Origin of the sequence: Xanthobacter aminoxidans (genome assembly GCF_043193615.1) — a bacterium.
Classification (GTDB): Bacteria; Pseudomonadota; Alphaproteobacteria; order Rhizobiales; family Xanthobacteraceae; genus Xanthobacter; species Xanthobacter aminoxidans.
Genome location: NZ_JBAFUS010000001.1, coordinates 285,794 through 307,880, shown reverse-complemented (window position 1 = coordinate 307,880; position 22,087 = coordinate 285,794). Strand labels below are relative to the sequence as shown.

Annotated in this window: 20 protein-coding genes and 1 tRNA gene; 15 read left to right on the top strand and 6 right to left on the bottom strand. The window is 66.5% G+C overall.

Annotated features, from left to right (window positions below):
- Positions 1-100 precede the first annotated feature (100 nt).
- Both V5F74_RS01415 and V5F74_RS01410 read left to right on the top strand, forming a co-directional pair.
- Positions 101-853 (top strand): carbonic anhydrase, encoded by a 753-nt coding sequence (locus V5F74_RS01415; protein WP_394005827.1) that lies wholly within the window; start codon positions 101-103, stop codon positions 851-853.
- A gap of 143 nt (positions 854-996) precedes the next feature.
- On the top strand, positions 997-1,287 hold the full coding sequence (locus V5F74_RS01410; protein WP_394005825.1) for a hypothetical protein: 291 nt from the start codon (positions 997-999) through the stop codon (positions 1,285-1,287).
- A gap of 84 nt (positions 1,288-1,371) precedes the next feature.
- On the opposite strand, the gene V5F74_RS01405 is transcribed toward V5F74_RS01410, so the two are convergent.
- Positions 1,372-2,865 (bottom strand): sensor domain-containing diguanylate cyclase, encoded by a 1,494-nt coding sequence (locus V5F74_RS01405; protein WP_394005823.1) that lies wholly within the window; start codon positions 2,863-2,865, stop codon positions 1,372-1,374.
- 532 nt (positions 2,866-3,397) lie between these two features.
- On the opposite strand from V5F74_RS01405, the gene V5F74_RS01400 reads away from it, so the two are divergent.
- The 4 genes from V5F74_RS01400 to chrA all read left to right on the top strand — a co-directional run bounded on the left by V5F74_RS01400 (position 3,398) and on the right by chrA (position 9,956).
- A complete protein-coding gene (locus V5F74_RS01400) occupies positions 3,398-5,701 on the top strand; it encodes a putative bifunctional diguanylate cyclase/phosphodiesterase (protein WP_394005821.1) in 2,304 nt (767 codons plus the stop codon).
- Between the two features lie 859 nt (positions 5,702-6,560).
- The gene (locus tag V5F74_RS01395; RefSeq protein WP_229645496.1) at positions 6,561-7,607 is read left to right on the top strand and encodes a DMT family transporter; all 1,047 of its coding nucleotides are present in this window, start codon (positions 6,561-6,563) and stop codon (positions 7,605-7,607) included.
- Positions 7,608-7,735: 128 nt separating this feature from the next.
- Positions 7,736-8,557, top strand: coding sequence for a chromate resistance protein ChrB domain-containing protein (locus V5F74_RS01390; protein ID WP_394005819.1), 822 nt, complete (start codon positions 7,736-7,738; stop codon positions 8,555-8,557).
- A gap of 10 nt (positions 8,558-8,567) precedes the next feature.
- Complete coding sequence (chrA, locus tag V5F74_RS01385; protein WP_394005817.1) at positions 8,568-9,956, top strand: chromate efflux transporter; 1,389 nt, start codon at positions 8,568-8,570, stop codon at positions 9,954-9,956.
- 261 nt (positions 9,957-10,217) lie between these two features.
- On the opposite strand, the gene V5F74_RS01380 is transcribed toward chrA, so the two are convergent.
- The 4 genes from V5F74_RS01380 to V5F74_RS01365 all read right to left on the bottom strand — a co-directional run bounded on the left by V5F74_RS01380 (position 10,218) and on the right by V5F74_RS01365 (position 12,939).
- Positions 10,218-10,294 (bottom strand) — tRNA-His (locus V5F74_RS01380).
- 204 nt (positions 10,295-10,498) lie between these two features.
- Positions 10,499-10,699 carry a hypothetical protein gene (locus V5F74_RS01375; protein WP_029558255.1) on the bottom strand — a complete coding sequence of 67 codons (201 nt, stop codon included), beginning with the start codon at positions 10,697-10,699 and terminating at the stop codon, positions 10,499-10,501.
- A 49-nt stretch (positions 10,700-10,748) separates the two neighbouring features.
- On the bottom strand, positions 10,749-11,708 hold the full coding sequence (locus V5F74_RS01370; protein WP_029558256.1) for a PDR/VanB family oxidoreductase: 960 nt from the start codon (positions 11,706-11,708) through the stop codon (positions 10,749-10,751).
- 100 nt (positions 11,709-11,808) lie between these two features.
- Positions 11,809-12,939: an NAD(P)H-dependent flavin oxidoreductase gene (locus V5F74_RS01365; protein WP_394005815.1), complete on the bottom strand. Its 1,131-nt coding sequence runs from the start codon at positions 12,937-12,939 to the stop codon at positions 11,809-11,811.
- 89 nt (positions 12,940-13,028) lie between these two features.
- On the opposite strand from V5F74_RS01365, the gene V5F74_RS01360 reads away from it, so the two are divergent.
- From V5F74_RS01360 to V5F74_RS01340, 5 genes are all read left to right on the top strand, one after another.
- Positions 13,029-13,853 carry a LysR family transcriptional regulator gene (locus V5F74_RS01360; RefSeq protein WP_394005813.1) on the top strand — a complete coding sequence of 275 codons (825 nt, stop codon included), beginning with the start codon at positions 13,029-13,031 and terminating at the stop codon, positions 13,851-13,853.
- A gap of 162 nt (positions 13,854-14,015) precedes the next feature.
- A complete protein-coding gene (gene egtB, locus V5F74_RS01355) occupies positions 14,016-15,326 on the top strand; it encodes an ergothioneine biosynthesis protein EgtB (protein WP_394005811.1) in 1,311 nt (436 codons plus the stop codon).
- Positions 15,326-16,297: an L-histidine N(alpha)-methyltransferase gene (egtD, locus tag V5F74_RS01350; protein WP_394005810.1), complete on the top strand. Its 972-nt coding sequence runs from the start codon at positions 15,326-15,328 to the stop codon at positions 16,295-16,297. Before egtB ends, egtD begins: the two co-directional genes overlap by 1 nt.
- 101 nt (positions 16,298-16,398) lie before the next feature.
- Positions 16,399-16,581, top strand: a complete 183-nt coding sequence (locus V5F74_RS01345; protein WP_374251095.1) for a hypothetical protein — start codon at positions 16,399-16,401, stop codon at positions 16,579-16,581.
- A 25-nt stretch (positions 16,582-16,606) separates the two neighbouring features.
- Positions 16,607-16,852: a hypothetical protein gene (locus tag V5F74_RS01340; protein WP_024279321.1), complete on the top strand. Its 246-nt coding sequence runs from the start codon at positions 16,607-16,609 to the stop codon at positions 16,850-16,852.
- Positions 16,853-16,862: 10 nt separating this feature from the next.
- Here the strand turns inward: V5F74_RS01340 and V5F74_RS01335 are convergent, their stop codons facing one another.
- Positions 16,863-17,150, bottom strand: a complete 288-nt coding sequence (locus V5F74_RS01335; protein WP_029558262.1) for a hypothetical protein — start codon at positions 17,148-17,150, stop codon at positions 16,863-16,865.
- A 145-nt stretch (positions 17,151-17,295) separates the two neighbouring features.
- Here V5F74_RS01335 and V5F74_RS01330 point away from each other — a divergent pair, with 145 nt between their 5' ends.
- The 4 genes from V5F74_RS01330 (at position 17,296) to V5F74_RS01315 (ending at position 22,087) form a co-directional block, all read left to right on the top strand.
- Positions 17,296-19,074, top strand: a complete 1,779-nt coding sequence (locus tag V5F74_RS01330) for a potassium/proton antiporter (RefSeq protein ID WP_029558263.1) — start codon at positions 17,296-17,298, stop codon at positions 19,072-19,074.
- A 104-nt stretch (positions 19,075-19,178) separates the two neighbouring features.
- Positions 19,179-19,502: a hypothetical protein gene (locus tag V5F74_RS01325; protein ID WP_394005807.1), complete on the top strand. Its 324-nt coding sequence runs from the start codon at positions 19,179-19,181 to the stop codon at positions 19,500-19,502.
- 50 nt (positions 19,503-19,552) lie between these two features.
- Positions 19,553-20,737, top strand: coding sequence for an aminotransferase (locus V5F74_RS01320; protein ID WP_394005805.1), 1,185 nt, complete (start codon positions 19,553-19,555; stop codon positions 20,735-20,737).
- 174 nt (positions 20,738-20,911) lie between these two features.
- Complete coding sequence (locus V5F74_RS01315; protein WP_394005804.1) at positions 20,912-22,087, top strand: efflux RND transporter periplasmic adaptor subunit; 1,176 nt, start codon at positions 20,912-20,914, stop codon at positions 22,085-22,087.

Genomic DNA, 22,087 nt, shown 5'->3' with positions numbered 1-22,087 from the left:
TCCGGAAAAGGCCCGGCCTTCGCACGCCCCAGGGGCCCTGATAAGCTTGGCCTCAGCGGGCCGAATGCTGAAGGCGCCCGCCGCCCAAGGGGGAGAAATCATGAGCATCAATCGCCGCACGCTTCTTGCGGGCCTCGTCGCCTGCCCGGTCTGCGCTAGCGCCGCACGCGCCTCTGAGGGTGCCCACTGGACCTATGAAGGCCACGGCGGCCCACAGGAATGGGGTTCCCTCGAACAGGGCTTCTCGGCCTGCTCGGTGGGATCGCAGCAATCACCCATCAATCTGGAAGGCGCGGTCAAGGCGGAGAGCGCCGGCCCCGTGCTCGCGTGGAAGCCGTTCGCCTACAAGGTCGTGAACAACGGCCACACGATCCAGGCGGACGTGACCGGCGACGGCGGCACTGCCACCCTCGGCGGCAAGACCTATGCGCTGAAGCAGTTCCACTTCCATGCGCCGAGCGAGCACGCGATCGACGGTAAGCGCACCGCCATGGAGGCGCATTTCGTCCATGCAGCGCCAGAGGGCGGGCTTCTGGTGGCCGGCGTGTTCATGGTGCCAGGTGCGGCCAATGCCGCCTTCTCCTCGCTCATGGCCGCCGCTCCGCGCACGGCAGGAGACAAGACGCTGGCCGCCCCGCTCGATCCCGCCGCCTTCCTGCCGTCGGCCCGCGGCACGTATCGCTATGAGGGGTCGCTGACCACCCCACCTTGCTCGGAAATCGTGGACTGGAACGTGTTCGCGGCGCCCATCGAAGTGGCGCAGGCGGACATCGACGCCTTCCGCGCCATCTTCCCCATGAACGCCCGCCCGCTGCAGGCGGTGAACCGGCGCTTCTTGCTGCGCCTCAACTGAGGTCAGCGCGCACTGATACGGCCCCAACCCATTGCGGACCGTCAATTACGGGGGAGGACGCCGCGTCCTCCCTAGTCGCGGTCGGCGAAGTTCACCTAAAGCAGCGCCCATGCTACATTTAGGCGAGCTTATGGAGAAGCGAGATGGATCCGCAGAGTAGATTGCTCGATCTCACAGATTCTGAACGCGCATTTCATAAAGACATGCACGGCCTTTCAATTGACAAGGATGGAAGCGAAATATTGTCCGGACTTACGCATGAGGAATCAGTTTTTTATATCGAGTGCCTTCATCTTCGTGCGGCAAATTCGGACTCAATCAGAGGGAGGGATTATGACAGATGGGTCGGCTTGGATGAAAAACATGAACACGCCCGTTTCGGAATGATCGCTGCCGACGCTGAAGCGAAATGCGCCCCTAAATCCAAACCGTAAGCTTATCCTGCCTGCACCCGAAAGATGCGCGGGCGGTGTCGCCCGTGCATCGGTCATGCACCGGCGGGACACCAGACAATCCATCTACCCGCCGAGTGTCACGTCGGTTGCCCCGACGGCGTTATCGAATTCGTCAGGCTGGTAGATCACGACGCGGTTCCTGCCCGCGCCCTTAGCCTCGTAAAGCGCCCGATCCGCCTGCGCGACGAGGTCAGCTCCCGATGTCGTTGGATCCGCCATCGTCACCGAAATGCCTATGCTCACAGTGACCTTGCCAAGTGCCGGCTCGTTCGGACAGGGCTCCATCGAAGCAATCGCCAGCCGCATCCGCTCGGCGATGAAGCTGGCCCCTCCCGTCTCGGTCGCAGGAAGTATGACAGTGAACTCTTCTCCGCCGTAGCGGGCGGCGAAGTCGCCGGGCCGGCGGATGGACCGCGAGATTTCCTTGGCAATCCGCGCCAGAACCACGTCACCCACCGCGTGTCCAAAATTGTCATTGACGCGCTTGAAGTGATCGACATCGAGCATCAGCACCGCAAGGGATGTGCGGTGCCTCGCGGCGCGGCGCATTTCCGAAGCAAGGGCCAGATCGAAGGCTCGACGATTGGGCAGACTCGTAAGCTCGTCCGTGACAGCCAGGATTTCCAGTTGCTCCTCGACTTCCTGGCTTCGCAGCAGAGCGAGCCGGAGCACGCGGATCAGCACAATGAACAGAATGCACATCCCGATCGTGAGCGCCGAGGAAATCAGAGCAAATTCGGTCCATTCAGCCATGGCCGCCGCCGGCGAAATGCCGACGGAGAGAAGGAGAGGATAGTCGCCGATGATCGTGTGAAGATAATAGCGGTCGATGCCATCCAGCCGCGACCGTTCGCTGAATTGTTGGCCAGGCTTTGCGATCATCCTTTGAAAAACGGGAGAGGCAGCGACGCTAATGCCGGAATTCCCCTTGCCATCGGTCGAGGGCGATCGAAGGATCACCGTTCCGTCAGTCCGCGTAATGGCGATTACACTTTCCGGGCCGAGATTGATGGCGTTGAGGAGCGACTGGAAAAAGGCGAGGCGGAGCGCCGCTGCTACGATGCCTTCGAACTGGCCATCCGGGCCGGAGATGCGCCGGCTCAGGGCAATGCTCGGATCATTGTCCCGCAGCCGGCTCTGGAACGGCGTGCTTACATACGTGCCAGTCTTCCCATTTACCTGCGCTTTGAAATAATCCCGGTCTGCCAAATTCAACTGGTGCGGCTGAGGTGATCCCGACTCCTCGATGAGGTTTCCATCGCGATCAAGAATTACCAACGCGCCGAGGTATCGGGCGCTTGCGGCTCGGTCGAACAACACCATTCGCCGGAGCCCGGGCGGCAGATCCTTCACCCCGTCCGCGGTAAACGCGTCCTCGGCGCCGCGCAGAGTGAGATCGATGACGGTCAAGTTCCGTTCGATGTTGGCCGCGACGGTATTCAGGACGTTCTCTGCGGAGTGGACCGCGAGCTGCCAGGTCGCCTGATAGGAGCGCCAGAGGGTCAGACCCTGGGCAAGGATAATGACAGCAACCAGCGCCGCCACAATCAGCGGCACATACGCCCCGGCTATTAGACGCCGCATAGTCGATCCGCTCGCGAGCAATCCGCACGATGCCCTGACAGGGCCAAACATGCCCATTAGTCTGTGAAATTGCAATCGGCGGAGGCTTCGCGAACTGACGCCTAATTGAGGACGCGCCCGCCCCTGAGTGGTGCTTGCCGCCTGACTGGGGCGGTAGCTTGCTAGCGCCAAGCCAGAGCATGCATTAGGGTTTGGCGGTACGCCTTGGATGCGAGGCAGGAACCGCGGCAGCTCGGGCGAGCGGTCCGGCCCCTGGGTCGGTCCTCAAGGGGGGCCTGGCGTTCTGTTCCCCTAGACGACGCCCGGCGCCAATTACCGCGCTCGTTGACCCTTCGTTCTCGTCCTTGAACGATAGTCCGCTGGGCTTTGACGTGGGACGGCGAGTGGCCAAGGCCACTGCCATTAACCGTATGGCGACCGCGCAGGTATCCAAGTCAATATTCAGCGTAACGTGTGTTTCGCCGGATTTGAAAGGGATGCTAGTAGGGCCTTCAGATCGGATGCCATGTATCAGGAATCCTTCCTACAGGAACTTGTCGACGGCATCCTGCGAAGCCTCTTCGCAGTCGTGGTGCTCATTGTTGCAGTGCGGTTCGCGAGACCGCGACTGGACCGCTGCCACCCGAAATTCGTCGAACTCAGTTGCGGCCTTTTGTTCGGCGTCCTCTCGCTGGTTGCCATTGCGCTGCCACTACCAGTATCGCCAACGCAAACGGCCGACCTCCGCGTCATTCCCGTTATCCTCGCCGCGCCAGTCGCTGGACTCGGTGCTGGGGCGACTGCTGCTGTGGTCGCTCTGCTCGGCCAGTTAGCGATAGTTGGCACCCCGCACGCAGCCGGCTTGGCGTCCGTCGGGCTGGCTGCCGTCCTTGGGCTCGCGGTCGCATGGTGGATGGGCTGGCGGCTCCCAATGTCCGACCGGGACGAGCATCCAATGCGGTCAGGCCATCTTCTGGCGCTGGCGGCAGGCACCGCTATCGCCGCCATGCCTGCCAACCTTCTCGGGGACGCCGTTCCTCCCGGAGAGCCTGCCGAAACGAACCTGACCTGGATTCTTCACGTCCTGCTGCTGCCCGGGGCGACGGCCGCGGCAGGGGCGCTCCTCATGGACGCTAAGCGGCGGCGCACGATCGACAGGATGCTTAAGGCTGAGGCGAAGCGAACCGCGACCCTTGCCGCCAACATTCCAGGCGTCCTTTACCAGCGAAGCACCGACCGGGCCGGCAAGACCATTTTTCCCTACATGAGCCCACGGGCGCTAGATCTGTTTGGGCTCGACGCACGAGAGATTCTGGCCGACGCGAACGTCCTTTTTTCCCACGTTCATCCTGACGACCGTGATGCTCTCCAGCAGGCGTTGCTGACGGCGCAGAGTCACCCTGAAGATCCGATTGTGTGCGAGTTTCGTGTTGTTCGTCCTGATGGACGAACCGTTTGGATTCAGTCGCGGTCACAGATCAATTCGGAGGTGTCGGATCAGGTGGGTTGCCCCGTTGCCGAAGGCGTGGCAATCGACATTACTGACCGCAAGCTAGCAGAGGCAGAGGCGGAACAAGCCCGAATGCACGCGCTCCACGCGGCTGAGCACGATCCACTTACCGGGCTTCCAAACCGCCAAGGACTTCGTCACCTTGTTGCTGACGATGATCTGACCAGCGGCCATTCCGGACTTCTGATGGTGATGGATCTGCGAAGCAGCAAGCTCGTCAATGACCTCTTTGGCAGCAGCGGCGGCGACGAGCGCCTCTTGGAGGCTGCGCGCCGTCTGCGGCATGCGACGCCCCAAGAGGGCATCGTCGCGCGCACCGGAGATGACGAATTCACGATCTATCTCGATGACAGTGCTTTGGCGGGCTCGCCAGAAGCATTCGTGGCGGATGTCATTGCAGCGGTCGCTCGGCCCTTTCGCTTGTCTGGACAGCTCGTCCCGATGAGGGCGGATGCGGGATACGTGGTGCGCGACAGCGACCTCACCGATTGGGAGAGCGTCGTTCGCGCGGCCTCGGCTGCGCTCGAAGAAGCCCGAAGTGGCAAGGAGGCCGCCGTTGTCTGTTTCAATCTCAAGCTGAAGGTCCAGCGGGGCGAGCGACGAGCCTTCGACCTCCGGCTTGCCCAAGCCATCGACAATCACGAACTGGCAGTGTTCTGGCAACCGATTTGCGCCGCCTCGAATGGTGCACTGCTGGGGCGGGAGGCACTGGTCCGATGGGTTCAGCCCGATGGCAGCCTGATCATGCCGAACAGCTTCATACCGAGAGCCGAAGCGACAGGCCTCTGGCCAACGCTCGACGCCTACATGCTACGGCGAGCATGTGCCGAGGCTGCCCAATGGGACAACGACGTCTGGATCTCCGTCAATATGTCTCCTGGCTGGCTGATGGTGGGAAACCTCGTGGACGAGGTGCGCGCAGCAATGGAGGACACTGGCCTTTCCGCCGAGCGTCTGTGCATCGAGGTTACCGAACGGGCGCTGGTGGAAGACCATGCCTTAGCGGCCAAGCAAATTTCACGCTTGCGGGCGATGGGCGTATCGGTCGCGATCGACGATTTCGGCACGGGCTACTCTTCCCTCAGTTACCTAAACCGGTTGCCCATCAGCAAGCTTAAAATCGACAAAACTTTCATAGATGAGATAGTGACCAGCAGGCGCGCGCGCGATGTCGTTGAAAATATCATCGATCTGTGCGGAAAGCTGTCGATCCTGAGCGTAGCCGAGGGGGTCGAAACCTATGACCAAGTGGCGTGGCTAAGCACCCATGGTTGCACCGCCATTCAAGGATACATTTTTGGGCGGCCTGAAAGACTTTAGATGCCTGCCTTCGGCAAGCCTTTTGAAAAGATCAGCGCCGCTGACGAAGTTACCTCCTCGACCCCGCGATAGCGTCAACACTACTTAGGCCGCGGAGCACGTGACAGCCATAACACAGGCCTCTCGGAAGGAAAGGAAAGCCGCCCGCCCTGGGGCCGACCGTGGTAGAATAAAGGCGTTCGCCTCAAGCCCTGACCGGGGCGGACGGAGCCGGGCGGTCTGCTCCCATAGGTCGTCCGGCTCTCTTGCCGTTCCGCTTCAGGTTGCGTTAGCGTGACCCGCCTACCACGGCCCAAGTGTCACACGGGGTAGGCAGCCGGACGGCGGACCTTGCTGCGCCGTCCGGCCCTCCCCTCAGTATCGAGGCGACCTAGTGCCATAAGTCCCAGTATAAGGATTGTAGTTCCCCCGGGTACCGTAATTATCCATCTGGGTAGAATTCGGCGTCGTCTGGTGGTGGCCAGAGACGTAAGTCCCGTCGCTCCGCACATACGGCGAAACATAGGTCGAGCTTGGGTTGGAGCCTGTGCCGTAGGTGTGGGTGCCGCTGCTACCGTAGCCGCCGTAGAGGTTCTGTGCGAGCGCAGGAGTGCCCACCACAATCGCCGCGACCAAAGCGCCCCAAACAATCCTGAACATTGCATGCCTCCCAAGCCTCGACCTAGGGTGGCACGTCGCAAGCCGGCTCTCAAGACGTCCCGGCCGACGACGCAACACGCAGGCTACTTACTAGGAGCCGGCGGCTTTGCGCAGCCACGTCCGACTCGCCAGCGTGTCACTGGCGGGGGCGTCCGGGAGGGTGGGTCTACTGTTTCATATGTGACTTCTAACGAATAAAGATGCTCCCTAGGGAGCGATCATGAACACTGGAATTGTCCTCGCTCTGGTCTCGGCCGGACTGTTCGGCGCGAGCACGCCGCTCGCCAAGCTCCTACTTGGCGCCATCGATCCGTGGATGATGGCCGGCCTTCTCTATCTCGGGGCAGGTGCGGGCCTCGCCGCCGTCCACCTGTCCCGGGCCGCGCTCCGGCTGCCGGCGGTGGAGGCGCCGCTGCGGCAGAACGATTTGCCCTGGCTCGCGCTGGTGATCCTCGCCGGCGGCGTCCTCGGCCCGCTGCTGCTCATGTTCGGCCTCGCCCGGACCGATGGCGCGAGCGCCTCCCTTCTGCTCAATCTGGAAGGTGTGGCGACCATGGCCATCGCCTGGATCGCCTTCCGCGAGAATGTGGACAGGCGCCTCCTTCTGGGCGCGCTCGCCATCCTCGCCGGCGCGGCGCTGCTGTCATGGCAGGGCCGGGCAACACTCGACCTCGGCGCCGTGCTGATCGCCGGCGCCTGCCTGTGCTGGGGCATCGACAACAACCTCACCCGAAAGCTCTCCTCTGCCGATCCCGTGCAGATCGCCATGCTGAAGGGCCTGATCGCCGGAACCATCAACCTGGTGATCGCGCTCGGTCACGGGGCGACCTTCCCTTCGGCAGGGGCCGTGGCCGCGGCCGCCGTTGCCGGCTTCTTCGGCTATGGCGTCAGCCTCGCCCTGTTCGTGCTCGCGCTGCGCCATCTCGGTACCGCACGCACGGGCGCCTATTTCTCGCTCGCCCCGTTCGTGGGCGCGGTGCTCGCCATCGTTCTGCTCGGCGAGGCCATTACGTCCCAGCTGGTGATCGCGGGCCTCCTTATGGCGCTCGGCCTCTGGCTGCACCTCTCCGAACAGCATGAGCACGAGCACGCCCACGAGGCCCTGGAGCACGAGCACCGCCACCGCCACGACGTGCACCACCAGCACGTCCACGATGCGGACACGCCTTCCGGCGAGCCACACAGCCACTGGCACCGGCACGCGCCGATGGTGCACCGGCATCCGCACTACCCGGACATCCATCACAGGCACGGACACGGCGCGTAAGCGTTCTGCGGGGTTGCACGCACCTCGCCGGTCCGTCTAATCTGTCCGCAAGGGGCTCCCGCGATTGCCCCGTGAGGCGCCAGCCTGAAATCGCGTCCTTTCTCCCCTCTGCTCAGGGATGGACGCTCGTGCCTTCAAACACCGAAATCACCGTGGCGCAGCTCGGTCGCCTCGTCGGCCTGCCGACTGCGCCTGTCATCATCGACGTGCGCACCGAAGACGATTTCGCCGCCGACAGGCAAATGCTGCCGGCGGGTCGCCGACGCTCCCATGCGAACGTTGCTGACTGGGGCCCCGCGTTGGCGGGGCGGTCCGTCGTCGTGGTCTGCCAGAAGGGCCACAAGATCAGCCAGGGCGTGGCCGCGTGGTTGCGGCTGCAAGGCGTCGCTGCGGAAACGCTGGAAGGCGGCTTCGCGGCGTGGCGGGACAGCGGCGGCCTGCTCTTCTCTGAAGTAGCCCTGCCGCCGCGCGATGCAGCTGGGCGAACGGTGTGGGTCACCCGCGCCCGCCCAAAGGTGGACCGCATCGCCTGCCCCTGGCTGATCCGCCGCTTCATCGATCCCGACGCCGCCTTCCTCTTCGTCGGCGCCTCCGAGGTGGAGGGTGTAGCGGCCGCCTTCGGTGCCGCGCCCTTCGATATCGACGGCGCCTTCTGGAGCCATCGCGGCGAGGGCTGCACCTTCGACACCATGATCGAGGAGTTCGGCCTCAGGTCACCCATGCTCGACCGCCTTGCGGTCATTGTCCGCGCCGCCGACACGGCGCGGCTCGATCTGTCGCCGCAGGCAGCCGGCTTCCTCGCTGCCTCTCTTGGCCTCTCCCGCATGTATCGGGAAGACCTGCAGCAGCTCGATGCCGGCATGCTGCTCTACGACGCCTTCTATCGCTGGTGCCGTGACGCCGTGGAGGAAACCCACAACTGGCCCGCCGGCCAGCAGAGGCAGGGGTGAGGGGCGCGCCATGGCCATCACGTTCGAAACGAGCGGCTCCGCCGTCGCGCCCGCGCGCCCGACCTTTCGCGAGGCGGTGAAAGTCTGGGCCAAGATCGGCTGCCTGAGCTTCGGCGGCCCCGCCGGGCAGATCGCCCTCATGCACCGGGAACTCGTGGAGGAGCGCCACTGGATCGGCGAGCAGCGGTTTCTGCACGCCCTGAACTACTGCATGCTCTTGCCCGGCCCGGAGGCGCAGCAGCTCGCCACCTATATCGGCTGGCTCATGCACCGCACCGCGGGCGGGCTGGTGGCCGGCCTGCTGTTCGTGCTGCCCGGCGCCGTCGTGATGCTGGCCCTCAGCATCCTCTATGCGCTGTACCGCCATGTGCCGCTCATCGATGCCGCTTTCCTCGGCGTGAAGGCGGCCGTGCTGGCGGTGGTGGTGGAGGCACTGCTGCGGATCAGCCGCCGCGCGCTGAAGAACCGCCTCATGGTGGGCATTGCCGGCCTCGCCTTCCTGGCCATCTACGTCCTGCATGTCCCGTTCCCGCTCATCATCCTCGCCGCCGGCCTCGCCGGATGGGTGGGCAGCCGGGCGGCGCCGGAGCTGTTCCAGAGCGCGGGCCACGGCGGCGCCAAGGCCGATACCCACGGTGTGGTGGACCAGATGTTCGAGCGGGGGGAGTTGGCCCATGCCGAGCCATCGCTGCGTCGCGCGGCCGGCATCATCGCGGTCTGGCTCCCCCTGTGGCTCGGCCCAGTTGTGGCCCTGTGGCTGGCCTTCGGCAGTGGGAGCGTGTGGACGCAGATCGGCTCCTTCTTCAGCCTGATGGCGGTCGTCACCTTCGGCGGGGCCTATGCGGTGCTCGCCTATGTGGCGCAGGCGGCGGTGGACGGCTTCGGCTGGCTCGCGCCGGGCGAGATGCTCGACGGCCTCGGCTTGGCCGAGACCACGCCCGGCCCGCTCGTCATGGTGCTCCAGTTCGTCGGCTTCCTCGCCGCCTACCGTGCGCCCGGCGTCCTCAATCCGATGCTGGCGGGATGCCTCGGCGCCGTTCTGACGCTCTGGGTGACTTTCGTCCCGTGTTTCTTCTGGATCTTCCTCGGGGCGCCTTATGTGGAGGCGCTCCGCGGCAACCGCGCGCTCGGGGCAGCTCTTTCCGCGATCACGGCGGCGGTGGTGGGCGTTATCCTGAACCTCGCCTTGTGGTTCGCCATCCACGTCGTCTTCCGGCAGGTGGTGAGCGTGGACTGGTACGGCATCGGGCCGGACCTGCCCGTGCTCTCCTCCATGGACTGGCAGGCGGCCGCGCTCTCCGCGATGGCGATGATCGCAATGTTCCGGTTCAGGCTCGGAATGCTCCCCACGCTCGCGGCCTGCGGGTTGGCGGGCATGTTGCTCTCGATGTGGGGCTGAAGCGGCCGCTTATTTGTACGACGGCGTCGTCCACGGAACAGGTCACGGTCGTCGTGCCCGGATTCCGAACCGGGTGGTGAAGGCGCCGTAGGGGAGGGGGAATCATTGCGTCGAGTTCAAGGTGGAGCCGGATAGGCTGCGCATCGGCAGAGGGCACAGGCATTTGGTGGCGTGGCGACTCGGTGGCGACTCGCGGCTTCTGATGCCGCATCCGGGCTCGGGCATTGGGCGGGATTATCTAGATTTCTGAAGGGCTTGCGATGGTACAGGTGGGTGGGCTCGAACCACCGACCTCCGGTTCCACAGACCGGCGCTCTAACCAACTGAGCTACACCTGCACGGCTCCGGCGCACCGGGGCGCCGAAGAGAGGGCGGAACCTACGCGGGGTGCTCCGCAATTTCAAGGGGGCGAAAGCCGCTGGCCACAGCGGCATTGTGGACGGGGAAAGCCGCTGGCCACAGCGGCATTGTGCGAAGGGTGAAACCGAGCGTCGGTGCCGGCTTGCGCCGGGTTTGCCGCGGCGCAGGCCTGCTGCTTGTCGTCAGTTGGCGCGGGACGGGGTGTCCTCGTCCTGCACCAGCTCCTCCACTTTGGTCATGATGGAGACCCAGGTGCGATGCGCCTCCACCTTGCCGCCCATCTCGAAGCTCTCGGCCATGCGGTGGGCGAAGGCGACGCCCTCCGGCCCGTATTGCTCGGCGATGATGAAGGCGGTGCGCCAGACATCTTCCTCGGTCACCATGGGTCTCGTCCTTCCGTCGCCCGGGGGCAGCAAGCGCGAAGCGGAATTGTCACAAATCCAACACCAGCAGGTCGCCTTTGGCACGCGAGACGCAGGCCAGGAACCAGCCCTGTTCCTTCTCCTCGGGCTTGAGGCGCTTGTCGCGGTGGTCCACCTCGCCCTCCAGCACCTTCACCTTGCAGGTGCCGCACGCGCCCTGCTCGCAGGAGGTGGGGATCTTCACGCCGGCTTCTTCCATGGCGGTGGAGACGGAGCGGTCGCCGGGGATCTTGATGACCTTGCCGGTGGAGGCGATCTTCACGTCGAAAACCTTGTCGAGCAGCGGGGGCGGCGCCTTGCCGGTGAAGCGCTCCACATGGATGCGGTTGACGCCGAAGCCCTTCTGCTGGGCGCTGGCGATGATGGGGTCGAGCCACCAGTCCACGCCGCACAGGAACAGGTGCGTGTCGTCCGGCCGGTCCGCGAGCAGGTTCGCGGCGTTGAGGCGCGGCTCGGCGGCCTCGAAATAGAAGCTCGTATTGGCGGCGAAGGCGGACGCCTCGATGGTGGACTTGAACGCGCCCGGCGAGCCGCCCGCGAAGAGGTAATGGAACTCGAACGGGATGTTCTTCGCCTTGAGATGATCGGCGATGGAGAGGATGGGCGTCGCGCCGATGCCGCGGGCGAACAGCAGCGCGCGCTTGGTGTCGCGCGGCACGGCGAAGCGGTTGCGCGGGGTGCCGACGGCGAGGCGGTCACCCTCGTTCACCTGCTGGAACAGGGCCTTGGAGCCACCGCGGCTGTTGGCGTCCTTCCACACGCCGATCACGTAGCGATGGCGCTCGCTCTCGCTGTTGATGAGCGAATACTGCCGCACGAGGCCGCCGGGGATGCTCACATCCACATGGGAGCCGGCGGTGAAGGCGGGCAACTCGCCGCCCTCGGCGGGGATCAGCTCGAAAGAGGCCATGTTTTCGGCCTCGATCGTCTTCTTGGCCACGATCACCGGGCTCAGGGCATCGTCCGACATCGCATCCTCCAAACCATCCGCACAGGAACGCTGAGGGAGGAGGTGCAAACGGGAGGCCAATTTCGCTGCGGTGCGGGAGATGGTGTCCGCGTGGCGCGGCTCAGGCGAGCCGCGCCAGCGCCTCCGCGGCGAGCTTGCGGGTGAGGTCCGCTGCCGGCAGGCGCGGGCTCAGGGCGGCGGACTGGCCGCACCAGAGGTTGGTGAAATCGTCCCGGCCCTCGGCTTCGGCCTTGGCGCGCAGCGGCGCGAGGGCGCCGCCGGAAGTGGGGAAGGCCGACGCCTCCGGCGCGATGGGGCCGATCTCGCGCATCACGCGGTTCATGATGCCGCGCGCCGGGCGGCCGGTGAAGATGTTGGTGAGCGCGGTGCTCTCGTCCGTCGCCGCCTCCAGCGCGGCGCGGTGGACGGCGGGCACCTTCGCTTCCGGCGAGAACAGGAAGGCGGTGCCGATCTGCACGGCGGACGCCCCCAGCGCCAGCGCCGCCACGATGCCTCGCGCATCGGCGATGCCGCCGGCGGCGATCACCGGCACCTTCACCGCATCCGCCACCTGCGGCACGAGGGAGAAGGTGCCCACCTGTCGCGCCACGTCCTGCCAGCTGATGGGTGTCTGCGAATAGTCGCCGCCGAGGAAGAGGGCGCGATGGCCGCCGGCCTCGAAGCCCATGGCGATGATGGCGTCGCAGCCGTGGTCCTCCAGCCAGCGGGCTTCGGCCACCGTGGTGGCGGAGGAGATGATCTTCGCCCCCGTTGCCTTCACCCGGTCCACGAGGTTTGGCGCCGGCAGGCCGAAATGGAAGCTCACCACCTCGGGGCGCACCTCCTCCACCACCGCGCAGAAGGTGGCGTCGAACGGCGCGCGGGTGGGGGAGGGTGTTGTGGCGGCGGGGTCCAGCCCGGCCTCGACATAATAGTCGGCGAGGCGCGCCCGCCAGCGCAGCGCCCGCGCCGGGTCGTCCTGCGGCGGGGTGTGGCAGAAGAAGTTGAGGTTAAGCGGCTTGCCCGGCAGCCCCGCGCGGATCTTCGCCACCGCCGCCTTCAGATCGTCCGGCCCATACATGGCGCAGGGCAGGGACGCGAGGCCGCCGGCCGAACCCACGGCGATCGCCAGTTCCGGCGAGCCGGGACCGGCCAGGGGGCCGAGCAGGATCGGATGGGCGATGCCAAACAGATCGAGGATGCGCCGGTCCGGCCAGCGGGCGGCGGCGTCGTCATCGAGGGTGTCTGTCATGGCGTCGGTTCTCCCGCAGGGTGGCCGCCATTATCGCGCTTCCACCAATCATTGAAATTGAAACATTCTGATATTATCGTTCACTTCTGATGATGGACCTGCGCGATTTCCGCTTCCTCGAAGCGGTGGCCGAGACCGGCAGCGTCACCCGCGCCGCCGGGCGGCTCGGCTGCGTGCAGTCCAACGTCACCACCCGCCTGCGCAAGCTGGAGGACCGGCTCGGCCAGAAGCTGGTGGAGCGCATCGACGGGCGCATGGTGCCCACCGCCGCCGGTGTGATGGCTCTCGACTATGGCGCGCGGATCGTCCGCCTGTCGGAAGAGGCGGAGAAGCGGCTGCGTTCGGCGGCCGAGGCCTTCCCGCCGCTGCGCCTAGGCACCATGGAGACCACCGCCGCCGTGCGTCTGCCGCCGCTGCTGAAAGCCGCGCGGGCGAAGCTGCCGGACCTACGCCTGTCCATCACCACCGGCACCAGCGGCGAGCTGGTTGCGGCCCTCGGGCGGGGCGACATCGATCTCGCCTTCGTGGCGGAGGAAGCGGCGGAAGCGCGTTTCGCCAGCGTGCCGCTGTTCGAGGAGGAATTGGTGGAGGTGCTGCCCGTGGGCGGCGTTTCGGAGGCGGCGGCCGTGGTGTTCCGGGCGGGCTGCTGCTACCGCGCGCGCTTCGCCGAGACGTTCGGCGACCTGCCTGTGCTGGAGCTTGGGACGCTGGACGGCATCATGGGCTGCGTCGCCGCCGGGCTGGGACGCACGCTCCTGCCTGAAGCGGCGGTGGAGCGCTGGCGCCGGGCGGGGGAGGTGGAGACGCGGCCTCTCGACGGCACGCTCGGTCGCGTCCGCACGCTGGCGATGTTCCGGCCGTCGAACGCGTCGCGCCGCTCCATCGACGCGCTCATCGGCCTCGCTGCCGGCTGAACGGTACCGCCCGACATCAGCCTCGCGACATCGTGCGCGGGCCCGCGCGAGGCGGGATGTAACGTTTGGCGTCCGGAAGCCGAACATGCCCGTAGAAACCGCAGGCCCACTCCTGGCGTTTATGTGGGAGGCGGATCGGGCCGCAAGGTTGGGCGAGGAACGATGAACAAACCCTGGAACCCGCACGCGGCAGCGCGTCCATCCCCATCGGACGCCAGCGATACGGACGTGCGGGATGCCGCCATCGCTCGCTTTCTCAAGGTGCGGGGACAGACCGAAGCGCTGGCGCGGGATCTCCATCCCGAGGACCAGACCGTGCAATCCATGCCGGATTGCAGCCCCACCAAATGGCACCTCGCCCATGTCTCGTGGTTCTTCGAGACCTTCCTGCTGGTGCCTCACTTGCCGGGCTACGAAGTCGCCAACGCGGACTTCGCCTTCCTGTTCAATTCCTATTACGAGGCCGCCGGCCCCCGCCACGCCCGCTTCGCGCGCGGGCTCATCACCCGCCCGACCGTGGCCGAGGTGGCCGACTATCGCCGGCATGTCACCGACGCCATGACCGATCTTCTGGCTGGCGCGGACGAGGAGACCTTCGCCCGCCTCGCGCCGCTGGTGGAGATCGGCCTCAACCACGAGCAGCAGCATCAGGAGCTGATCCTGATGGACATCCTGAACCTGTTCGCCGCCAATCCCCTGCGCCCCGCCTATCGGCCGGGTCGCCTGGCGATGACAGCCGAGGCCCGGCCGCTCGCCTTCATCGATTATCCTGGCGGCATCTTCGAGATCGGGCACGCGGGGGAGGGCTTCTCCTACGACAATGAGGGCCCGCGCCACGAGGTGCTGCTGCGCCCCTTCCGCCTCGCCTCCCGCGCCGTGACCAACGGCGAGTGGCTCGCCTTCATCGCGGACGGCGGCTATCGCCGGCCGGACCTGTGGCTGGCGGACGGCTGGGCGCGGGTGAAGGCGGGGGAATATGAGGCGCCGCTCTATTGGGAACGCCACGACGGGGACTGGCAGGCCTTTACGCTCAATGGCCTTAACCCGCTCGATCCCGCCGCGCCGGTGGTGCATGTGAGCTATTACGAGGCCGACGCCTTCGCCCGCTGGGCCGGCAAGCGCCTGCCCACGGAAGCGGAGTGGGAAGTGGCCGCGCGCGGACTTCCCGTCGCCGGCAACTTCCTCGACAGCGGCGCGCTGCGCCCGCTTCCGGCCGCGACCGACGATCTGCCCGCGCAGATGTTCGGCGATGTCTGGGAATGGACCCAGAGTCCCTATGTGGCCTACCCCGGCTATCGCCCCGCGCCCGGCGCGCTCGGTGAATACAACGGCAAGTTCATGTCGTCGCAGATGGTGCTGCGCGGCGGCTGTTGCGCCACGCCCGAAGGCCATGCCCGGGCCACCTACCGCAATTTCTTCTATCCCCACCAGCGCTGGGCCTTCTCCGGCCTGCGCCTTGCCGAGGATGCCTGATGCGCGCTTCGACCCTTCTGTGCGCCGCTGAGAGCCACGAGACGCCCGAGCGCGCGGCCTTCCGCGCCGACGTGATCGAGGGGCTGTCCGCCAGCCCCAAGCAGCTTTCGCCCAAGTATTTCTATGACGAGGCCGGCTCACGTCTGTTCGATCTCATCTGCCGCCTGCCGGAATACTATCCCACCCGCACCGAACTCGGTGTGCTCAAGGCCCATGCCGGCGATATCGCCGCCATCGCCGGGCCGGGCGCCAGCCTTGTGGAGTTTGGCTCGGGATCGAGCGTGAAGGTGCGCCTCTTGCTCGATGCGCTGGAGCGGCCGGCCGCCTATGTGCCCATCGACATTTCCGGCCCGCACATGCGCGCCGCCGTCGCCGCTCTGGCACGGGACTATCCCACCGTGGCCATGACGCCGGTGGAGGGTGACTTCACCCGGCCGCTGGAGCTGCCCCACCTCGGCGAGGGAGGGCGCCGCATCGGCTTCTTTCCCGGCTCGACCATCGGCAATTTCACCCCGAGCGAGGCGGGCGTGTTCCTGACCCATGCGCGGCAGTCGCTGGGGGAGGGGGCGGCGCTGGTGCTCGGCTTCGACCTGCCGAAAGAGCGGGCGGTGCTGGAAGCCGCCTATGACGACCATCAGGGCGTCACCGCCGCCTTCAACCTCAATCTGCTGACGCGCATCAACCGCGAGCTGGGCGCCGATTTCGACCTCGCCGCCTTTCACCATCGCGCCTTGTTCAATGAAGCGGAGAGCCGGATCGAGATGCATCTGGAGAGCCGTGCGGCGCAGACGGTGCGGCTCGACGACGCGCGCTTCACCTTCGTCCCGGGCGAGACCATCCACACGGAGAATTCCTACAAATACGCCGCGCCGCGTTTGATGGGCATGGCGCAGGCGGCCGGATGGCGGCAGGGGGCGCTCTGGACCGATCCGCGCGGGTGGTTCGCCGTTGCGGTGCTGGAAGCGGTCTGAGCCGGGAAACAAACGGCCTCCGGCCTCGTTAGTCCTCCACCATGGCACGCTTCTGGGAAACCCAACTCCTCCGCCCCATCTGGCTCCACGACGGCTCGTGGATGGCAACGCTCGGCGATTGCGGCCGCGTGCTGCTCCAGCGCTTCTCAGAGGGCGAGCAAGGCCCGGAGCTGGACAGCGCCCTCAAGGCACTGATCGGCGCCGCCGAGGCGGGGCGGCCGGAGGACGTGGCCTTCGCCGAGCAGCAGGTGCGGCGTTTCTTCGAGGTCCGCGCGCTGCTGTGAGGGCATTCGCAAATGCGGCCATCATGTGACCGTGATCGGCGGTTATCCCATGCTGATGATCTGCGCCGAATGCGACCGCTGCCACCGCCGTTCCATCCTCTCCTCACGGTCCGAGGATGGGCGGCTTGAGGACACCAGCGAAATCCGGGGAAACACCTTGCGCTGCGACCTGTGCGGCAGCCGGCGCGTGCGCCTTGTGCGCGTGGCCTCGCCGTTCGAGGCGGTGGCCTTTATCAATGGGCGACTCGCCGCGGATCGATCCGGCGGCTGATCGAAGCGATTTAAGAGAGCGTCATGCCCGATTGCGCGCTGCCCATGCCGTAGCCACGGCTGGACGTGCCGAAGGCGTGCAGGGAGCCGCTGGAATAGAGGGCGCCGTTCTGGATGCTCCGGCCGTCGGCATCGAGGGCATAGACCCCGACCCAGGTGCAATGGTCGCCTTCATCATCCGCGATGGAGAAGGCAAGGTCGCGATCGAAACAGATCGTTTCGCTCTGCAGGAGGAGGTTCCCCTCCTCGTTTACCATCGCCATGACCAGATAGGCGTTGGGGGTGCCGCTGGATGTCATTCTCGTCCCTTTCCGCCCCCGGATCGGTCCGTCCGTAGTACAGAATTGGTAATTCGGCACCGCGACACTAGGAACCTTACGCCTTAGACGATCGTCGCGCTACTGTGGCGTTCTGGATTCGAGGGGGTGGGGCTTTTCGAAGCACATGGGATCGGTTGTCGTCTCTAATATTGTCCTCCTCGTGGTTGCGGCGCTGGTTGTTGTTGGAACGCTTTCCAGCCTGCTCGCCGCCCGTTTCGGCGCGCCCATCCTGCTGGTGTTCCTCGCCGTGGGCGTCGCGGCCGGCGAGGGCGGGCCGGGCGGCATCCATTTCGACGACTACTGGGCTACCTACATGGTGGGGTCCGCCGCGCTGGCGGTGATCCTGTTCGACGGCGGCCTCAGGATGCGCGTCGCCTCCATGCGCGGCGCGATCCTGCCCGCCGTGGGCCTTTCGACGGTGGGCGTCGCCTTCACCGCCGTGCTGGTGGCTCTGGTGGCCGCGCCGCTGCTCGGCCTTGGCTGGATGGAGGCGTTGCTGGTGGGCGCCATCGTCGCCTCCACCGACGCCGCGGCCGTGCTGTTCCTCGTGCGGGCGCAGGGGCTGCACCTCGGCCGGCGGGTGGGCTCGGTGATCGAGATCGAGTCGGCCACCAACGATCCCGCCGCGGTGTTCCTGACCGTGCTGCTGGTGGAGCTGCTGACCAGCCAGATGGCCGACCCTGGCCTTGCAGTGGTATTCGGCGCCTTGCGCGAGATGGTGGTGGGCGCGGTGCTTGGCGTCGCCGGCGGCTATGCGCTGGTGGCGATGCTCAACCGCGTGGACCTGCCGGGCGGCCTCCATCCGGTGATGGTGGTGGGCGTGGCGGTGCTGCTGTTCGCGCTCACCTCGCTGCTGCACGGCTCGGGCTTCCTCGCCGTCTATCTCGCCGGGCTGGTGGTGGGAAACCGGCCGGTGCGCGCCATCGCCTCCATCACCTCGTTTCTCGATACCATCACCTGGCTCTGCCAGATCGTGATGTTCGTGATGCTGGGCATGCTGGTATCCCCCAACAAGATCATGCAGTACGCGCTGCCGGCGCTGGGGGTGGCGGCGTTCCTCATCCTCGTCGGGCGGCCGGCGGCGGTGTTCGCCTGCCTCGCGCCGTTCCATTTCTCGCTGAAGGAGAAGCTGTTCGTCTCCTGGGCGGGCCTGCGCGGCGCGGTCTCCATCTTCCTTGCGACCATCCCCATGCTGGCGCACCTGCCCATGGCCGAGGTCTATTTCAACGTCGCCTTCGCGGTGGTGGTCGTCTCGCTGATCCTGCACGGATGGACCATGGGTTATGCGGCGCGGCGGCTCGACGTGGCCCTGTCCGATCCCGATCCCGGCGTGCGGCGCTTCGAGATCGACCTGCCGGGGCAGACGGAAATGGAGCTGGTGGCCTATCCCGTGATGGCCGGCACGCCGGCGGTGGGGCAGGCACAGCTGCCCTCCTGGGCGCGCCTCGTCATGGTGGTCCGGGCCAACGAGACGCTGACGCCGGAAGCGGCCGGCACGCTCAAGGCCGGCGATTACGGCTACCTGCTGGCGCCGCCCAAGCGCGTCCACCAGCTCGACCGCATGTTCCGTCCCGAGGAGACCACGCCACTCGACGACAGCGCCGCCTTCCCCTTCGTCGGCGAGGTGCGGCTCGGCGATCTCGCCAGCTTCTACGGCCTCGCCGTGCCCGACAGCGAACTCGGCCTCACCATCGCCGACGCCTTCGCCGACCGCTCCGACGACCAGCCGGCACCGGGCATGCGCATCGCCTATGGGCATGCGGTGATCGAGGTGCGCGGCGTGACGGACGGGCGGGTGAGCTATGCCGTGCTGCGGCTGGAGGCGGGCCGGCTGAAGCGCTCCATCGCCCGTGTCCGACGCCTGCTCGGCTTTCCCCCGGAGCAGGACGAGGACGACGAATAGGGGCCAAGTCGCGCCACCAAAGTCGCGCAGCCGTCATGTTCATGCCGCGAGCGCGGGCGAAACAGGGCCGCCGTTGAAGTCGTCGGTACACGGAGATCCACTGGATGCGACTGTTCATGCGCCGCCGCGGCGAGGCCGGGCCCGCCCTCGATGCCTCGCGGACCCTCGCGGACCTGGTGCGCACCACCCTGTCGCTGGAGGAGGAGGCGACCGTCTCTGTCTCCGAGATTTCCTGCGGTGATCCGGCCTGCGGCGGAGCCGAGACGGTGGTGCTGGTGATGCGCCCCGGCCGCCGCACCGAGGCTGCCAAGGTGCTGATGCCCATGGGGCAGGTGACGCCGGAGGCATTGCTTGCGGCCCTGAAACCGCTGATGCCGGGCGAGACGGCGGTCTCAACCGGACTTCCGCAGGAAGACGGAAGGGTCTAAAGGGCGCGGGCCAGACCCTTTGTCCGCTCCCTTTAAATCGCGAATTTCCCATGTCCCACCCGCAATTTACGCCCCGTCCGCTCAATCCCATCTATGCCGGGCTGCCCACCACCATCTTCGAGGTGATGTCAGGGCTCGCCCGCACCCATGAGGCGGTGAACCTCGGCCAGGGCTTCCCGGACGATCCCGGCCCCGAGGACGTGCGCCGCAAGGCGGCCGAGGCGGTGGTGGATGGCTGGAACCAGTATCCGCCCATGATGGGCCTGCCCGAGCTGCGCCGCGCCGCCGCCGCGCACTATCGCCACTGGCAGGGGCTGGAACTTGATCCCGAGGCGGAGATCATGGTCACGTCGGGCGCCACCGAGGCGCTGGCCGGCGCGCTCTTCTCGCTCATCGAGCCGGGCGACGAGGTGGTGCTGTTCCAGCCGCTCTATGACGCCTATCTGCCGCTGGTGCAGAGGGCAGGGGGCATTCCCCGCCTCGTGCGGCTGGAGCCGCCCTCCTGGGCCATGACGCCGGAAAAGCTCGACCAGGTGTTCTCCGAGCGCACCAAGCTCGTCCTGTTCAACAATCCCCAGAACCCCACCGGCGTCGTCTACGACCGCGCGCAGATGCAGCTCCTCGCCGACTATTGCGTGCGCTTCAACGCCTATGCGGTGTGCGACGAGGTGTGGGAGCACGTGGTGTTCGACGGCCTCACGTTCGAGCCGCTGATGGCTTTGCCGGGGATGCGCGAGCGCACGGTGAAGATCTCCTCCGCCGGCAAGATCTTCGGCATGACCGGCTGGAAGGTCGGCCTCGTCTTCGCCGCGCCTCCGCTCATGAAGGTGCTGTCCAAGGCGCACCAGTTCCTCACCTTCACCACGCCGCCGAACCTGCAGGCGGCGGTGGCCTACGGGCTCGGCAAGCCGGACGATTATTTCACCACCATGCGCGCCGGCCTCCAGCGCTCCCGCGATCGCCTCGCGGCGGGGCTGAAGCGGCTGGGCTTCGAGGTGCTGCCCTCGCGCGGCACCTATTTCCTCTCCATCGACCTTGCCGCCCACGCCAACGCCTTCGACGACGAGGCCTTCTGCCTCGATCTGGTGAAGACCCGGAAGGTCGCGGCGATCCCGGTTTCCGCCTTCTACGCGGAGGATGCGGTGAAGAGCGTGGTGCGCTTCTGCTTCGCCAAGCACGACGCCACCATCGACCGGGCGCTGGCGCATCTGGCCGACCTCACGCGCAAGTTCTGACCCAGGGTCAAGTCAAGCGCGGCAATCAAGCGTGGTCTTGGCTGTTCACGAATGCGTCATTACGCTCTCGTTCATCGCGCAAGGCGTGACAAAAGCTTAATTGGACCAGAGCGCTGAATTGTTGTTGCATCGCGGCGCGGACGGGTCTGACGCTGCGGAGTATCGAGGACGTTCATGCCAGCCGAGAATGCACCGGGTAGCGCGAAGAGCGGCGGATCGGCCGGCCGCAAGGTTGTCCTCGCAGTCCTGCTTCTGGCCGTCCTCGGCGGCGGTGCGTGGGTCTGGGACAAGAAGCCATGGCTCGGCACGGGCGCCCAGAAGGCGGCGCCGCAGCCGCGCGTGATCGCGGTGCTTGCCGGCAAGGCGGAGCGCACCTCCCTGCCGGTGCGGGTCGAGGCGCTGGGCACGGTGGAATCCATGGTCACGGTGCCGGTGCGCTCGCGCGTCGCCGCCGCGGTGGAGAAGGTGGGCTTCGCCGACGGCGCGACCGTGAAGGAGGGCGACCTCCTCTATCAGCTCGACCCGCGGGTGATCGACGCGCAGATCCTCCAGGCCGAGGCGACCCTCAACCGCGACAAGGTTCAGCTGGAAAAGAACCTGCGCGACGTGGAGCGCTACGCGGGCCTTGCCACCCGCAACGCGGTCTCGCAGGTGCAGGTGGACGATGCCCGCACCACCGCCGACGTGCAGAAGGCGACCGTGGCGCAGGACGAGGCCAACCTGACGGTGCTCAAGGTTCAGCGCGGCTATTACGAGATCCGTTCCCCCGCCACCGGCCGCATCGGCGTGTCCTCGGTGCGCCCCGGCACGGTGATCCGGGTGGACGACACGCTGGCGACGGTGCGCCAGCTCGCGCCCATCTATGTCGCCTTCGGCCTGCCCGAGCGCTACATCGCCGGCCTCAGGGCGGCGAAGGATGCCAAGGTGTCCTTCACCTTCCAGGGCACGGGCGAGACCGTCTCCGGCGGCACCGTGGCGGTCATCGACAACACCATCGAGCCACAGACCGGCACCCTGACCGCCCGCGCCATCTTCCCCAATGCCGACGAGCGCCTTTGGCCGGGCGCCCTCGGCGCGGTGACGGTGACGCTGCGCATCGAGGACAACGTGGTCGCGGTGCCGAGCGAGGCGGTGCAGAACGGGCAGGACGGCCCGTTCGTCTTCATCGTGGACGACGGCATCGCCCATGTGCGGCCTGTGACCGTCGCGCGCACGGTGGACGGGCGCACGGTCATTGCGAAGGGGCTCGATGGCGGCGAGACGGTGGTGACGGACGGCCAGCTCTCCCTGCGCGAGGGCGGCCGCGTGAACGTGCGCACCCGCGCCTCCGCACCCGCCACCGGGAGCTGA